This is a genomic window from Streptococcus thalassemiae, assembly GCF_903645285.1.
In the GTDB taxonomy this organism is placed as follows: Bacteria; Bacillota; Bacilli; order Lactobacillales; family Streptococcaceae; genus Streptococcus; species Streptococcus thalassemiae.
Genome location: NZ_CAHJXN010000001.1, coordinates 343,702 through 358,607, shown reverse-complemented (window position 1 = coordinate 358,607; position 14,906 = coordinate 343,702). Strand labels below are relative to the sequence as shown.

Below are 14,906 nucleotides of genomic sequence, written 5' to 3'. Positions count from 1 at the left end.
GGAAAGCAAGAATTTATGTGCCAAGGTGGCAATTATTTGAAAAAATTTTTTAATAAAAGCCCATGATAGTCAAACAACTAAAGAATTCTTTGAAGCAATGCATCGGATTTGGTTTGGATAGTTTCGTTAATAATATTTGATGATAAAGAATTTTTGAAAAATCTAGATACTGTATGAATATCTACTTTTTTTCTTAGACTGTTACAAAGTCTGTCAGAATAGGCGTTGTAGGTGTAGAAGTTAATTTTTATAGAACTAAATTATTCCCCTATTTAGAATCTATTGATTCATATTTTATAAACTAAAATTAGTAGATATCTTTCTTAAAATCCTTGATATTTCGCTTGGGATTTAGGAGCCAAGCATTCAAATCATGTTCAGGTGAGATGAAGGGCTTAACTTGGTGGTCTTTATCACATTTTTCTAAAATAGTATTCACTGATAGCCTCTTTCAAACATTTATTTCCTACTTCTAACAAATTTATAAATGGTTTAAAAATTTTATAGTCTGTCAAGTTTTTTTCTTGACACCTGTCAGAAATCTGCTATAATAGAACATGTGCTAAATAGCTCAGCTATTTCACCGAAATAAAAAATAAGAAAAGAGACTTTAAAAATGGCAGTTAAAATCCGTTTGACTCGTATGGGTTCTAAGAAAAAACCTTTCTACCGTATCAACGTAGCAGATTCACGTTCACCACGTGACGGACGTTTCATCGAAACAGTTGGAACTTACAACCCACTTGTTGCTGAAAACCAAGTAACTTTGAAAGAAGACCGCGTTCTTGCATGGTTGGCTGATGGAGCTCAACCTTCAGATACAGTTCGCAACATCCTTTCAAAAGAAGGTGTATTGAAGAAATTCCACGATTCTAAATTCTCAAAATAAGTTTAAAGTAGGTTGACAGATGGATACGATTGAAAATCTTATTATTGCGATTGTGAAACCCTTGATTTCACAACCAGATGCCTTAACTATCAAGATAGAAGATACACCAGAATTTTTGGAATATCATTTGGATCTTGATCAAAGTGATGTGGGTCGTGTAATCGGTCGTAAGGGTCGCACTATTTCTGCGATAAGAACGATTGTCTACTCTGTCCCAACTGAAGACAAAAAAGTAAGAATCGTTATTGACGAAAAATAAGAAGGGCGGGACGAATGTCTCGCTTTTTTTGCAAGGAGCAGGATATGAAAGATTTAACGTTTAGACAATTACAAGACTACCTACTGGAACATTACCAGCAGTCTCGAACTGAGGAAGGTCTCTTTATGAAGTTAGTGGAGGAAGTCGGAGAAGTAGCTGAGGTTTTGAATGGTCGTTCTGGTAGAAAAGAAGGAGTTCAAGATTCGAACGAGGAACTAGCAAAAGAACTGGCTGATATTATTCACTACACTGTCGCAATTGCGGCCATCAACGACATAGATCTAACCAAGACTATTTTTGAAAAAGACAAAAAGGCGTCTATCAAATATCAGCATGAACGTGATTTGGAAGGATTTTTGAATGGAAAGTAGAGATGTTGTCCCCTTCCTCCAACTTGAGAAAATCCTTGGAACATGATAAAATAAAGGATAAGGATTTTTAATAATTCATTATATAGAATGAGTGGATTTCTTTATGAAGAGGTTTGAAGTATCTACAGAGATTGGTAGTCTCTCTGTTACTTATCAAAAGCAAAAGAAAATGCTAGTTTGTTTAAGTGGCGCAGGTTTGCTACCAAGTTATGAAAATTTTTCACTTATACTTGAAAAACTTCCTCCTACAATTGGTTATTTGACAATTGATTTTCCGAACACAGGTAGGAGTCCGATTCATGACCAAACTGGAAAAAATCTAGATAATCTTGCAGATGCAGTTTATGAAGTGCTTGAAGAATTGGCGATTTTTGAATATATACTTTGTGTACATAGTTTGAGTGGAATTTTAGCTTGCAAATTACTCAACAAATCAATTAAGTGTCAGGCTTTACTAGCAATTGAACCGACAACTAAAAAAATCATGTTTGCTGATTTTTCAGAAAATCCTTATCCAGAAATGGAAGAGCAGATGAGGCTGATTGACGAGTGTGATCCTGAACTTTATTTTAAGAACTTAACTCAAGCAACATTTAGTCCTGAAACGAATAAAGAAATCTGGGAAATAATGCAAGAAAAAGGCTTAGAGTTAGAAAAGCAAAATCCAGGATTTCAGATATCTGGAGAGATTACTGAGGAAGATTTTGAGGATGTATCAATACCAGATTGTATCCCTGTATTTGTTTTTTGTCAGCCTTACAGAGAAAAAGAGTACAGAGAATCAGAATATTGGACTTCCAATACTAAACTCATTTTAGGAGGGAATCACCATTATTTACAATGGTCAGAATCCGAAAAAATTGCGACTATTATTCGAGAATTGTCAGAATAAGATGGATAGAAATAGAGTACAGGAGACAAGATGAACTACTTTAATGTTGGGAAAATCGTCAATACGCAGGGGTTGCAGGGTGAGATGCGAGTCTTGTCTGTGACGGATTTTGCAGAAGAACGGTTTAAAAAAGGGGCTGAGCTGGCTTTGTTTGATGAAAAAGATCAGTTTGTCCAAACAGTGACTATCGCTAGCCACCGTAAACAGAAGAACTTTGACATTATTAAATTCAAAGATATGTACCATATAAACGCTATCGAAAAGTACAAGGGATACAGTCTCAAGGTTGCTGAGGAAGATTTGAATGACCTAGACGATGGTGAATTCTACTATCACGAGATTATCGGTTTGGAAGTCTATGAGGGTGATAACTTGATTGGAACCATCAAGGAAATCCTGCAACCAGGTGCCAACGATGTCTGGGTGGTCAAGCGAAAAGGCAAGCGTGATTTATTATTGCCTTATATCCCACCAGTGGTTCTCAATGTTGATATTCCAAATAACCGCGTCGATGTGGAAATCTTAGAAGGGTTAGACGATGAAGATTGATATTTTAACCCTTTTTCCAGAGATGTTTTCTCCGCTAGAGCACTCAATTGTTGGAAAGGCTCGTGAAAAAGGGCTCTTGGATATCCAGTATCATAATTTTCGAGAAAATGCTGAAAAGGCCCGCCATGTCGACGATGAGCCCTACGGAGGCGGTCAGGGGATGCTGCTCCGAGTCCAACCTATTTTCGATGCCTTTGATGCTATTGAAAAGAAAAATCCTCGCGTCATCCTTCTCGATCCTGCAGGGAAACAGTTCGATCAGGCCTATGCTGAGGATTTAGCTCAAGAGGAAGAGCTAATCTTTATCTGTGGGCACTACGAGGGTTATGATGAGCGCATTAAGACCTTGGTGACAGATGAGATCTCCCTGGGCGACTATGTCTTGACTGGTGGGGAATTGGCGGCTATGACCATGATTGATGCTACGGTACGCCTGATTCCAGAAGTGATTGGCAAGGAGTCTAGCCACCAAGATGATAGTTTTTCTTCAGGCCTTCTTGAATACCCTCAGTACACACGTCCCTATGATTATCGAGGCATGGTTGTCCCAGATGTTCTGATGAGCGGGCACCATGAAAAGATTCGTCAGTGGCGCCTGTATGAGAGTTTAAAGAAAACCTACGAGCGCAGACCGGATTTGCTTGAAGATTATCAACTGACAGCAGAAGAAGAAAAAATGCTGGCAGAAATTAAAGAAAACAAAGAATAAAGGAGAAACCTATGCAAGTAATCAAACGTGATGGAGAAATTGCTGAATTTAATCCAGATAAGATTTACCAAGCTATCTTAAAGGCAGCCCAGACTGTCTATGTATTGACAGATGATTTGCGTCAAAACCTTGCACAAGTCACTAAGAAAGTGGTTTTGGATTTGGAAGAGGCCAAGGTGGAACGTGCGACTATCAGTATGATTCAATCTATGGTTGAACATCGTTTATTGGGTGCAGGTTACATTACCATTGCAGAACACTACATTTCCTATCGTCTACAACGTGACTTGGAAAGAAGTGGTTATGGAGACCATATCGCTGTTCATTTACATTTTGAACAAATTCGCTAAGAAAAAGAGTGGGATGAAGCAACTACATCTCACTCTTTCTTAAATCTATTTTTTTGGGCTGTTTGGACAGTTGAAGGGACAAATCGCAGGCGTTGAATATCGCTTATGCGGATAATACGGGTCACATTTTTGGCAAAATTTTTCACGATAATTTGCTGTCCTTGCTGATCGTATTTGATGATGTTACCTGTAAAGCTTGTCTCAGACAAGATAAGGTGAACAGCGGTTTGTTTCTGGATAGCCTCTTCAATAGTGGCTGTAAGGGAGTTGCTTTCAGTCTGGTCTGGTTCTTCATGTCCATTTAAAAAGTCATGTATTTTACCTAGAACTTGCTGGAATTTATGTCTCATATTGGCCTCCCTTCTTTTATATCAATATTATATAAAATTTTCCTAAAATCTACAAGATTTTACGAATAATCAGATGAAAGCTAAAAAAGGAGAAGAAAATGGCAGAATTTACATTTGAAATCGAAGAGCACTTGTTGACTCTTTCTGAAAACGAAAAAGGTTGGACCAAGGAAATCAACCGTGTGAGCTTTAATGGTGCCCCTGCAAAGTTTGATATTCGTGCTTGGAGTCCAGATCATACTAAAATGGGCAAAGGGATTACTCTCTCCAATGAAGAATTTCAAACGATGGTGGATGCTTTTAAAGGAAACTAAGTTTTTAAAATGAAAGAAAAGGATATTGAGTCATGGCAACTCGATATCCTTTTTTAGTTAGCAAAGTAAGCCTGATTTTTAAGGCGTTGAAGTAGTGGACGGCTAATAATACTAATAGCAATAATTTTACCAAGATCTGGGATGATAAAGGGAAATACCCCCACAACAAGAGCTTTTTCAAATGCCATTCCAGCTAGGAAATGCAAGCTAAGAATCCCTCCGATAAAGACAAGGGCATCACCCAAGAGGTTGGCAAGAAAAATCTTGACAACACCACTCTTGCTGTTAGTTAGGGAAGAAGTAAGTCCAGAGTATACAAGATAAAACCAAAGATAGCCTGCAGTGGGACCAACTAAAGCCTGAAAACCAGCTCCACCTCCTGCAAAAACAGGAAGACCGATAGCACCTAGAAGAAGATAGAGTCCAACAGAAAGTACAGCCTCTCTCGGTCTAAAGACAGTAGCAATCAAGCCGATTGCAAAGTTTTGCAGAGTGAAGGGGACGGGTCCAATTGGAAGACTGATTTGTGCCAAAACAGCAATGAGAGCAGCCCCAATAGCAGGTATAGCATAAATGTGAGCTTTTTTCAAAATAGTTAACCTCTTTTCTGATGTATAGTAACTATTATACTCGTAGCGTAATTATTGTCAATCAATTTTTAAAAACAAGGTAACAAACACTGTAACGGCCGATTTTGCTTATTGGTTAAGTTGGATAATTTTTTTGTAGATTTGTAAGACATCAAAAAAGAAGCAGACACATTTGTATCAGCTTCTTTTGTTTCGATTAACGCATGGTTACAAATTCTTCGGATGCAGTTGGGTGAATCGCCACAGTTGCATCAAAGTCTGCCTTGGTTGCTCCCATTTTGATAGCAACGGCAAATCCCTGAATCATTTCATCAACGCCGTAGCCAATTCCATGAAGTCCGACAACTTTTTCTTCTGAACCAGCTGTTATGAGTTTGAAACGGGATTCTTGACGGTTGCGAGTGCAAGCAGAGTACATAGATGCAAAGCTTGATTTATAAACCTTGATTTGGTCTTGACCGTATTCTTTAATAGCTTGCTCTTCTGTCAAACCAACAGTTCCGATAGCAGGGTGTGAAAAGACAACAGTTGGAATAGTTGAGTAATCCATTTTTGCAGTAGTTTTTCCGTTAAAGAGACGTTCAGATAGGGTACGTCCGGCCTTGATTGCAACTGGAGTCAGTTCTTTCTCGCCCGTTACATCACCTAGAGCATAGAGTCCCTCAACAACAGTATTTTGGTATTCATCCACTTGGATAAAGCCACGTTCGTTCAGAGTCACTCCAGCTTTTTCAAGTTGCAAGCCCTTAACGTTTGGACGGCGGCCTGTAGCCCAGATAACTTGGCTAGCTGTGTGACTAGTACCATCTTCGAAATGAATGGTAATGCCGTCAGTAGTTTTTTCTAACTTGACAGGGACTTTGTGAGTGTGAAGTGGTAAGTTTGTTCTTTCCATTTCCTTGACCAAACCTTCAACGATGTAGGAATCAAAACCACGTAAAGGACGATCGCGGCGAACAAAGAGATCTGTCTTGACACCAAAAGTGTGGAGTACGCCAGCTAATTCAACGGCGATATAACCAGCGCCTAGAATGGCAACTGACTCTGGAAGTTCTTCCCAGGCAAATACATCATCAGAAGAGCCACCTAGCTCAGCACCAGGAATATTAGGAATACTTGGATGGGCACCTGTAGCAATCACGATATGTTTAGCACGAATCAGTTCACCATTTACGCTTACAGTATGAGAATCTACAAATTCAGCATGACCTTCAATCAAGTCTACACCGTTGCGTTTAAAACTACCATCATAAGAAGAACGAGCGCGATCAATGTAGGCTTCACGATTGCGACGTAGGGTTGCAAAGTCAAAGTTAAGATCAGTAGTCTTAAAGCCGTAGTCTTCTCCAAATTGATGGAAAGTCTCAGCGATTTGCGCCCCGTACCACATGATTTTTTTAGGAACACAACCGACGTTGACACAGGTTCCACCTAATTTCTTTTCCTCAATAACGGCTGCTTTGGCTCCATGTTCACCAGCACGGTTCATGGTAGCGATTCCTCCGCTACCTCCACCGATAGCAATGATATCGTATTCTCTCATTAAAAACTCCTTTGTACTCTTTTAAATAGTCGAGTGTCTTTTTTGATAGTCATATTCTATCTTTTTTTTGATTTGATTGCAAAAATCTGCTACGCACAAAAAATTGCAAAAAAGCTTGCCAAATAAGTCAAGATAGTGTATTATATAACTAGTACAATAAAAAAAGAAGGATTTCCGAACGATTGTTTAATCCTGAACTGTCATTATTTCCATCTGAACTGCATTGTTTGCTGGAGGGGAATTTGGTATAATAGCAAAGTATTGTAAAAAAGAAAAGGAGTTTCATTATGAAGAAAAAGAATGGTAAAGCTAAAAAGTGGCAATTGTATGCAGCAATCGGTGCTGCCAGTGTAGTTGTATTGGGTGCTGGGGGGATTTTGCTCTTTAGACAACCATCTCAGACTGCTGTAAAAGATGAGGCTACTCATCTTGTTGTTGCCAAGGAAGGAAGCGTGGCATCCTCTGTTTTATTGTCAGGAACAGTAACGGCAAAAAATGAACAATACGTTTATTTTGATGCTAGCAAGGGAGATTTAGATGAAATCCTTGTTTCTGTGGGCGATAAGGTCAGCGAAGGGCAGGCTTTAGTCAAGTACAGTAGTTCAGAAGCGCAGGCGGCCTATGATTCAGCTAGTCGAGCAGTAGCTAAGGCAGATCGTCATATCAATGAACTCAATCAAGCACGAAATGAAGCCGCTTCAGCTCCGGCTCCTCAAGTCTCTGCGCCAGCAGGAGGAGAAGATGCAACGGTGCAAAGCCCAACTCCAGTGGCTGGAAATTCTGTTGCTTCTATTGACGCTCAGTTGGGTGATGCCCGTGATGCTCGTGCAGATGCAGCAGCACAATTAAGTAAGGCTCAAAGTCAGTTAGATGCAATGACGGTTCTCAGTACCCTAGAGGGAACTGTGGTCGAAGTCAACCACAATGTTTCTAAATCTCCAACAGGAGCTAGCCAAGTAGTCGTTCATGTCGTAAGTAATGAAAACTTGCAAGTTAAGGGAGAACTATCTGAATATAACCTCGCCAACCTATCTGTAGGTCAAGAAGTAAGCTTTACTTCTAAAGTGTATCCTGATAAAAAATGGACTGGGAAATTAAGCTATATTTCTGACTATCCTAAAAACAATGGTGAAGCAGCTAGTCCAGCTGCCGCAGCTTCTGGTAATTCTGGTTCTAAATATCCATACACTATTGATGTTACAAGTGAAATCGGTGATTTGAAACAAGGATTCTCAGTAAGTGTTGAGGTCAAAAATAAGAGTAAAGCCATTTTGGTTCCTCTAACAAGTGTTGTGACTGAAAATGATAAGAACTATGTCTGGGTGCTTGACGAGCAGAAAAAGGCCAAGAAAGTGGAAGTTGGTTTGGGTAATGCTGATGCAGACAACCAAGAAATCACTTCAGGTCTGACAAATGGAGTCAAGGTCATCAGTAACCCAACGTCTTCTCTAGAGGAAGGAAAAGAGGTGAAGGCTGATGAAGCAACTAATTAGTCTAAAAAATATCTGCAGAAGCTACCGTAACGGTGACCAAGAACTGCAGGTTCTTAAAAATATCAACCTAGAAGTGAATGAGGGTGAGTTTGTTGCCATTATGGGACCATCTGGTTCTGGTAAGTCTACTCTCATGAATACGATTGGGATGTTGGATACACCAAGTAGTGGAGAGTATTATCTTGAAGGTCAAGAAGTGGCTGGACTTGGTGAAAAACAACTAGCCAAGGTTCGCAACCAACAAATCGGTTTTGTCTTTCAGCAGTTCTTTCTTCTATCCAAACTCAATGCCTTGCAAAATGTAGAATTGCCCTTGATTTACGCGGGAGTTTCGTCTTCAAAACGTCGTAAGTTGGCTGAGGAATATCTAGAAAAGGTTGAATTAACTGAGCGTAGTCACCATTTGCCTTCGGAATTATCTGGTGGTCAAAAGCAACGTGTGGCTATTGCGCGTGCCTTGGTAAACAATCCTTCTATTATTCTAGCGGACGAACCGACAGGAGCCTTGGATACCAAAACAGGTAACCAAATCATGCAACTATTGGTTGACTTGAACAAAGAAGGAAAAACCATTATCATGGTAACGCATGAGCCTGAGATCGCTGCTTATGCCAAACGCCAGATTGTCATTCGAGATGGAGTTATTTCATCTGATAGTGCTCAGTTAGAAAAGGAGGAAAACTAAGATGCAGAATCTGAAATTTGCCTTTTCATCTATTATGGCTCACAAGATGCGTTCTTTGCTTACCATGATTGGGATTATTATCGGTGTTTCATCGGTTGTTGTGATTATGGCTCTGGGTGATTCCATGTCTCGATATCTAAATAAAAACATGACCAGATCTCAGAAAAATATCAGTGTCTTTTTCTCTTCTAAAAAAAGTAAAGATGGATCTTTTACTCAGAAACAATCAGCTTTTACGGTTTCTGGAAAAGAAGAGGAAGTTCATGTTGAACCACCAAAACCGCAAGAATCTTGGGTCAAGGAGGCAGCCAAACTCAAGGGAGTGGATAATTACTATGTAACCAACTCAACGAACGCCATCTTGACTTATAAAGATAAAAAGGTTGAAAATGCCAATTTGACAGGTGGAAACAGAACTTATATGGAGGCTGTTAACAATGAAATTCTTGCAGGTCGTAGCCTGAGAGAACAAGATTTCAAAGAATTTGCAAGTGTCATTTTGCTTGATGAAGAATTATCCATTAGTCTATTTGGCTCTCCTCAAGAAGCTATTAACAAGGTTGTAGAAGTCAATGGTTTTAGTTATAGAGTCATTGGTGTTTATACTAGTCCAGAATCTAAAAATTCAAAAATATATGGTTTTGGTGGCTTGCCTATTACTACCAATATCTCCCTTGCTGCGAATTTTAATGTAGATGAAATAGCTAGTATTGTCTTTCGAGTGAATGATACCAGTTTAACTCCAACTCTGGGTCCAGAACTGGCACGAAAAATGACAGAACTTGCAGGCTTGCAACAGGGAGAATATCAGGTGGCAGATGAGTCGCTTACATTTGCAGAAATTCAACAATCGTTTAGTTTTATGACGACGATTATCAGTTCCATCGCAGGGATTTCCCTCTTTGTTGGAGGAACTGGTGTTATGAACATCATGCTGGTTTCGGTGACAGAGCGCACTCGTGAGATTGGTCTTCGTAAGGCTTTGGGTGCAACGCGTGCCAATATTTTAATTCAGTTTTTGATTGAATCCATGATTTTGACTTTGTTAGGTGGCTTGATTGGATTGACAATTGCAAGTGGTTTAACTGCCTTAGCAGGTTTGCTATTGCAAGGCTTGATTGCGGGTATAGAAGTGGGAGTATCGATCCCAGTTGCCCTATTTAGTCTTGCGGTTTCGGCTAGTGTGGGTATGATTTTTGGAGTCTTGCCAGCCAACAAGGCATCGAAACTTGATCCAATCGAAGCCCTTCGTTATGAATAAGATCAACAAGATGGACACTTGTCTATCTTGTTTTTGTATGGATTTCCCTATCAAAAATCCTTAAAAATGTGATATAATGAAGTGTTAGAAAAACAGGTTTCATTTGCCTGGAAAGGAAAAATTATGTCTGAAAAGAATTTTTATATTACAACGCCGATTTACTATCCATCTGGGAAACTTCATATCGGTTCTGCCTACACAACCATCGCCTGTGATGTCCTAGCCCGTTACAAACGCCTAATGGGCTACGATGTCTTTTATCTGACAGGTCTTGATGAGCATGGTCAAAAGATTCAACAAAAAGCGGAAGAAGCTGGCATTACACCACAAGCCTATGTTGATGGAATGGCAGTTGGAGTTAAAGAACTCTGGCAATTACTAAATATTTCATACGATAAATTTATCCGTACAACTGATGACTACCACGAAAAAGTTGTCGCACAGGTCTTTGAGCGCTTGCTGGCTCAAGATGATATTTACTTGGGTGAATACTCTGGCTGGTATTCAGTATCAGATGAAGAATTCTTTACAGAAAGCCAGCTTGCAGAAGTATTTCGTGATGAAGCTGGAAACGTGACAGGTGGAATTGCTCCATCAGGTCACGAGGTTGAATGGGTATCTGAAGAATCATACTTCCTTCGCCTTAGCAAATACCAAGACCGTTTAGTAGAATTTTTCAAGTCCCATCCTGAATTTATCACTCCAGATGGTCGTCTGAATGAAATGTTACGCAACTTCATCGAACCAGGTTTAGAGGATTTGGCAGTTTCTCGTACAACCTTTACATGGGGTGTACCAGTACCATCAAATCCTAAACACGTTGTCTATGTTTGGATTGATGCTCTGCTCAACTATGTGACAGCTCTTGGCTACGGTCAAGACGAACATGGTAACTTTGACAAGTTCTGGAATGGAACAGTCTTCCACATGGTAGGAAAAGACATTCTTCGTTTCCACTCAATCTACTGGCCAATCCTTCTTATGATGTTAGATATCAAATTACCAGATCGTTTGATTGCCCACGGTTGGTTCGTCATGAAAGACGGCAAGATGTCTAAGTCTAAAGGAAATGTCGTTTACCCTGAAATGTTGGTAGAGCGTTATGGACTGGATCCACTTCGTTACTACCTCATGCGTAGCCTTCCAGTTGGTTCAGACGGAACCTTTACTCCTGAAGACTATGTAGGCCGTATCAACTATGAATTGGCCAATGACCTTGGAAACCTCCTCAACCGTACGGTTTCCATGATTAACAAGTATTTTGATGGACAAATTCCAGCCTATGTAGAGGGCGTGACAGAGTTTGACCATGCTCTTGCTCAAGTAGCTGCTGAATCAATCGCTGACTACCATACACACATGGAAGCAGTTGACTACCCACGTGCACTTGAAGCAGTCTGGACTCTGATCTCTCGTACTAATAAATACATAGACGAGACAGCTCCATGGGTCTTGGCAAAAGATGAAGCACTCCGCGATCAATTGGCAAGTGTTATGAGCCACTTGGCAGCCAGCCTTCGTGTCGTCGCTCACTTGATTGAACCATTTATGATGGAAACCAGTCGTGCAGTCTTGACCCAACTTGGCTTGGAAGAAGTAGTGAGTCTTGAAAACTTGAGCTTGGCTGATTTCCCTGCAGGTGTGACTGTAGTTGCTAAGGGAACACCAATTTTCCCACGTCTGGATATGGAAGAAGAAATCGCCTATATCAAGGAACAAATGGAATGCAACAAGCCAGCTGTCGAAAAAGAATGGAATCCAGACGAAGTCGAACTCAAACTAAACAAGGATGAAATCAAGTTTGAAGACTTTGATAAGGTCGAAATCCGTGTCGCAGAAGTCAAAGAAGTGTCTAAAGTAGAAGGTTCTGATAAGTTGCTCCAATTCCGCTTGGATGCTGGTGATGGTGAAGATCGTCAAATCCTCTCAGGAATTGCAAAATACTATCCAAATGAACAAGAATTGATCGGCAAGAAAGTTCAAATCGTTGCCAATCTCAAACCACGTAAAATGATGAAAAAATATGTCAGCCAAGGGGTGATTCTCTCAGCTGAACATGATGGACAATTAACCCTTCTTACAGTTGATCCAGCTGTACCAAATGGAAGTGTGATTGGGTAAAAATAGACAGGACTAGTTCATGCTAGTTCTGTTTTTGATTTACACTCAATGAAAATCAAAGAGCAAACTAGCCGCAGGTTGCTCAAAGAACTGCTTTGAGGCTGTAGATGAAACTGACGAAGTCAGCTCAAAACACTGTTTTGAGGTTGTGGATAGAACTGACGAAGTCAGCTCAAAACACTGTTTTGAGGTTGTGGATAGAACTGACGAAGTCAGTAACCATATCTACGGCAAGGCGACGCTGACGTGGTTTGAAGAGATTTTCGAAAAGTATTAACTATTATGCTTTACAAACTAGTATGAAAGTAGTATCTATAGGTGAAGCTACTAGTAGGTATTACAAAATAGATTAGAAGGAGGAAGGGATGAAGGAAACTCAGCTATTAAAAGGTGTTCTTGAAGGTTGTGTCTTGGATATGATTGGTCAAAAAGAGCGATATGGTTATGAGTTGGTTCAGACTTTGCGAGAGGCTGGATTTGACACTATCGTTCCAGGAACTATTTATCCTTTGTTGCAAAAGTTAGAAAAAAATCAATGGATAAGAGGCGACATGCGCCCGTCGCCAGATGGTCCAGATCGGAAGTATTTTTCATTAACGAAAGAAGGAGAAGAGCGTGTCTCAGTCTTTTGGCAACAATGGGATGATTTGAGTCAAAAAGTAGAAGGAATTAAGAATGGGGGTTAAACCATGAAGAAAATGAAGTATTACGAAGAAACAAGCGCTTTGTTGCATGAGTTTTCTGAGGACAATCAGCAGTATTTTGAGGAGCTGTGGGATAGTTTTAATCTTGCTGGATTTCTCTATGATGAGGACTATCTCAGAGAGCAGATCTATTTGATGATGCTAGATTTCTCAGAAGCAGAACGAGACGGCATGAGTGCAGAGGATTATTTAGGTAAGAATCCTAAAAAAATAATGAAAGAGATTCTCAAGGAAGCACCACGCAGTTCTATCAAGGAGTCCCTTTTGACACCAATTCTTGTCCTAGCGGTATTACGTTATTATCAACTACTAGGCGATTTTTCTAAAGGTCCTCTCTTAACAGTCAATTTGCTCACGTTTTTAGGGCAACTTCTTCTTTTTCTAGTTGGCTTTGGACTTGTGGCTACAATCTTACGTTGGAGCTTAGTCCAAGATTCTCCTAAAATGAAAATTGGCACCTATGTTGTCGTTGGGATTCTTGTTCTGCTAGTTGTTCTGGGATATGTAGGAATGGCAAGCTTCATACAAGAAGGAGCCTTTTATCTTCCTGCTCCCTGGGATAGTTTCCTTGTCTTTACGCTTTCTCTAGTCATCAGTATTTGGAATTGGAAAGAAGCGGTCTTTCGTCCCTTTGTCAGTATGATTGTTGCCCATCTTGTGGTAGGTTCTCTGCTCCGTTACTATGAGTGGATGGGCATTTCAAATGTTTTTCTTACAAAAGTTATTCCTTTAGCTGTCCTCTTTATTGGTATTTTTCTCTTGTTCCGTGGGTTTAAGAAGATAAAATGGAGTGAAATATAGTCAAAAAGCCGTTGCAAAGCGGTTTTTTGTTATAATGAAGGGAAGAATGTTAGAAATTTAAGGAGAAAAATTTGATGAGATACATAACTCTTGGTCAAGATGACAAAGAATTATCAGAAATTGTTCTCGGAATGATGAGAATAGAGGATAAGTCTGTAAAAGAAGTTGAAGAGCTTGTAGAAACAGCACTTTCTGTTGGAATCAATGCTTTTGACTTGGCTGATATATATGGTCGTGGTCGTTGTGAAGAACTGTTAGGTCTTGTCCTAAAAAATCGTCCAGATTTAAGAGAAAAGATGTGGATTCAGTCCAAATGTGGCATTCGCATTGAAGAATTTACCTATTTTGATTTTTCTAAGGACTATATTATAAAATCAGTTGACGGAATTTTGCAAAGATTGAAGATTGATCATCTAGATAGCTTGCTTCTTCATCGACCAGATGCTTTGATGGAATCTGAGCAAGTAGCAGAAGCCTTTGATCTCCTTTATAAACAAGGTAAGGTTCGAAATTTTGGAGTTTCTAATCAAAATCCTATGATGATGGAGTTACTTAAAAAAGATGTCAAGCAGCCGTTAGCTGTTAATCAGCTACAATTGAGTGCGGCTTTTACTCCAGGATTCGAATCAGGTTTTCATGTTAATATGGAAGCTAGTCAAGCAGCTATGCGAGATGGCAGCATTTTTGAATATTGCCAATTACACGATGTGGTCATTCAAGCATGGTCTGTCTTACAATTCGGGTATTTTAAAGGGAATTTTGTTGGAAATGAGAAATTTCAAGCTTTAAATCAAGTACTTGATCGTTTGGCTATTAAATATGGAGTAACCTCTTCAACTATTGCCATTTCTTGGATATTGCGTTATCCAGCAAAAATGCAGGCAGTCGTAGGTACAACCAATCCAAAGCATTTGAGAGAAGTTAGCCAAGCGGCAAATTTTAGCTTAACAAGAAAAGAATGGTATGAAATTTATCTTGCAGCAGGGAATAATTTGCCGTAAGTAGAAGCAGATGTAAATAAATCA

20 protein-coding genes are annotated in these 14,906 nt (G+C 39.7%); 16 read left to right on the top strand and 4 right to left on the bottom strand.

Annotated elements, in window-relative coordinates; genetic code table 11:
• Window positions 1-307: 307 nt before the first annotated feature.
• On the bottom strand, window positions 308-439 hold the full coding sequence (locus HWX15_RS10135) for a hypothetical protein (RefSeq protein ID WP_267240441.1): 132 nt from the start codon (window positions 437-439) through the stop codon (window positions 308-310).
• A 177-nt stretch (window positions 440-616) separates the two neighbouring features.
• Here HWX15_RS10135 and rpsP point away from each other — a divergent pair, with 177 nt between their 5' ends.
• The 7 genes from rpsP to HWX15_RS01875 all read left to right on the top strand — a co-directional run bounded on the left by rpsP (window position 617) and on the right by HWX15_RS01875 (window position 4,019).
• On the top strand, window positions 617-889 hold the full coding sequence (gene rpsP / locus HWX15_RS01905) for a 30S ribosomal protein S16 (RefSeq protein WP_000268760.1): 273 nt from the start codon (window positions 617-619) through the stop codon (window positions 887-889).
• A gap of 19 nt (window positions 890-908) precedes the next feature.
• Window positions 909-1,148, top strand: a complete 240-nt coding sequence (gene kphA / locus HWX15_RS01900; protein ID WP_000379617.1) for an RNA-binding protein KphA — start codon at window positions 909-911, stop codon at window positions 1,146-1,148.
• A 44-nt stretch (window positions 1,149-1,192) separates the two neighbouring features.
• The gene (locus tag HWX15_RS01895; protein ID WP_112443777.1) at window positions 1,193-1,519 is read left to right on the top strand and encodes a MazG nucleotide pyrophosphohydrolase domain-containing protein; all 327 of its coding nucleotides are present in this window, start codon (window positions 1,193-1,195) and stop codon (window positions 1,517-1,519) included.
• Window positions 1,520-1,622: 103 nt separating this feature from the next.
• Window positions 1,623-2,411, top strand: a complete 789-nt coding sequence (locus HWX15_RS01890) for an alpha/beta fold hydrolase (RefSeq protein ID WP_175880106.1) — start codon at window positions 1,623-1,625, stop codon at window positions 2,409-2,411.
• 30 nt (window positions 2,412-2,441) lie between these two features.
• Entirely contained in the window at window positions 2,442-2,960 is a 519-nt protein-coding gene (rimM, locus tag HWX15_RS01885; protein ID WP_001105892.1) for a ribosome maturation factor RimM, read from the top strand.
• Window positions 2,950-3,669 carry a tRNA (guanosine(37)-N1)-methyltransferase TrmD gene (gene trmD, locus HWX15_RS01880; protein ID WP_083989291.1) on the top strand — a complete coding sequence of 240 codons (720 nt, stop codon included), beginning with the start codon at window positions 2,950-2,952 and terminating at the stop codon, window positions 3,667-3,669. Before rimM ends, trmD begins: the two co-directional genes overlap by 11 nt.
• Before the next feature lie 11 nt (window positions 3,670-3,680).
• The gene (locus HWX15_RS01875) at window positions 3,681-4,019 is read left to right on the top strand and encodes an ATP cone domain-containing protein (protein ID WP_001196040.1); all 339 of its coding nucleotides are present in this window, start codon (window positions 3,681-3,683) and stop codon (window positions 4,017-4,019) included.
• Between the two features lie 29 nt (window positions 4,020-4,048).
• Here the strand turns inward: HWX15_RS01875 and HWX15_RS01870 are convergent, their stop codons facing one another.
• The gene (locus tag HWX15_RS01870) at window positions 4,049-4,369 is read right to left on the bottom strand and encodes a hypothetical protein (RefSeq protein WP_164226937.1); all 321 of its coding nucleotides are present in this window, start codon (window positions 4,367-4,369) and stop codon (window positions 4,049-4,051) included.
• A 98-nt stretch (window positions 4,370-4,467) separates the two neighbouring features.
• Here HWX15_RS01870 and HWX15_RS01865 point away from each other — a divergent pair, with 98 nt between their 5' ends.
• Window positions 4,468-4,683 carry a YdbC family protein gene (locus HWX15_RS01865; RefSeq protein WP_000807422.1) on the top strand — a complete coding sequence of 72 codons (216 nt, stop codon included), beginning with the start codon at window positions 4,468-4,470 and terminating at the stop codon, window positions 4,681-4,683.
• Between the two features lie 53 nt (window positions 4,684-4,736).
• On the opposite strand, the gene HWX15_RS01860 is transcribed toward HWX15_RS01865, so the two are convergent.
• Window positions 4,737-5,273 carry a biotin transporter BioY gene (locus HWX15_RS01860; protein WP_175880105.1) on the bottom strand — a complete coding sequence of 179 codons (537 nt, stop codon included), beginning with the start codon at window positions 5,271-5,273 and terminating at the stop codon, window positions 4,737-4,739.
• A gap of 196 nt (window positions 5,274-5,469) precedes the next feature.
• A complete protein-coding gene (gene gor / locus HWX15_RS01855) occupies window positions 5,470-6,816 on the bottom strand; it encodes a glutathione-disulfide reductase (RefSeq protein ID WP_001209581.1) in 1,347 nt (448 codons plus the stop codon).
• A 287-nt stretch (window positions 6,817-7,103) separates the two neighbouring features.
• Here gor and HWX15_RS01850 point away from each other — a divergent pair, with 287 nt between their 5' ends.
• The 8 genes from HWX15_RS01850 to HWX15_RS01820 all read left to right on the top strand — a co-directional run bounded on the left by HWX15_RS01850 (window position 7,104) and on the right by HWX15_RS01820 (window position 14,882).
• Window positions 7,104-8,309: an efflux RND transporter periplasmic adaptor subunit gene (locus HWX15_RS01850; RefSeq protein ID WP_175880104.1), complete on the top strand. Its 1,206-nt coding sequence runs from the start codon at window positions 7,104-7,106 to the stop codon at window positions 8,307-8,309.
• Window positions 8,293-8,994: an ABC transporter ATP-binding protein gene (locus tag HWX15_RS01845; RefSeq protein ID WP_175880103.1), complete on the top strand. Its 702-nt coding sequence runs from the start codon at window positions 8,293-8,295 to the stop codon at window positions 8,992-8,994. The genes HWX15_RS01850 and HWX15_RS01845 overlap by 17 nt, the downstream gene beginning before the upstream one ends.
• A gap of 1 nt (window position 8,995) precedes the next feature.
• On the top strand, window positions 8,996-10,255 hold the full coding sequence (locus HWX15_RS01840) for an ABC transporter permease (protein ID WP_175880102.1): 1,260 nt from the start codon (window positions 8,996-8,998) through the stop codon (window positions 10,253-10,255).
• Window positions 10,256-10,378: 123 nt separating this feature from the next.
• Window positions 10,379-12,376: a methionine--tRNA ligase gene (gene metG, locus HWX15_RS01835; protein WP_175880101.1), complete on the top strand. Its 1,998-nt coding sequence runs from the start codon at window positions 10,379-10,381 to the stop codon at window positions 12,374-12,376.
• A gap of 148 nt (window positions 12,377-12,524) precedes the next feature.
• A complete protein-coding gene (locus HWX15_RS10130; protein ID WP_303048038.1) occupies window positions 12,525-12,653 on the top strand; it encodes a hypothetical protein in 129 nt (42 codons plus the stop codon).
• A gap of 88 nt (window positions 12,654-12,741) precedes the next feature.
• Window positions 12,742-13,062, top strand: a complete 321-nt coding sequence (locus tag HWX15_RS01830) for a PadR family transcriptional regulator (protein WP_000665422.1) — start codon at window positions 12,742-12,744, stop codon at window positions 13,060-13,062.
• Window positions 13,063-13,065: 3 nt separating this feature from the next.
• Window positions 13,066-13,881, top strand: coding sequence for a hypothetical protein (locus tag HWX15_RS01825; RefSeq protein ID WP_175880100.1), 816 nt, complete (start codon window positions 13,066-13,068; stop codon window positions 13,879-13,881).
• A gap of 74 nt (window positions 13,882-13,955) precedes the next feature.
• Window positions 13,956-14,882 (top strand): aldo/keto reductase, encoded by a 927-nt coding sequence (locus tag HWX15_RS01820; RefSeq protein WP_175880099.1) that lies wholly within the window; start codon window positions 13,956-13,958, stop codon window positions 14,880-14,882.
• The last annotated feature ends 24 nt before the right edge of the window (window positions 14,883-14,906 follow it).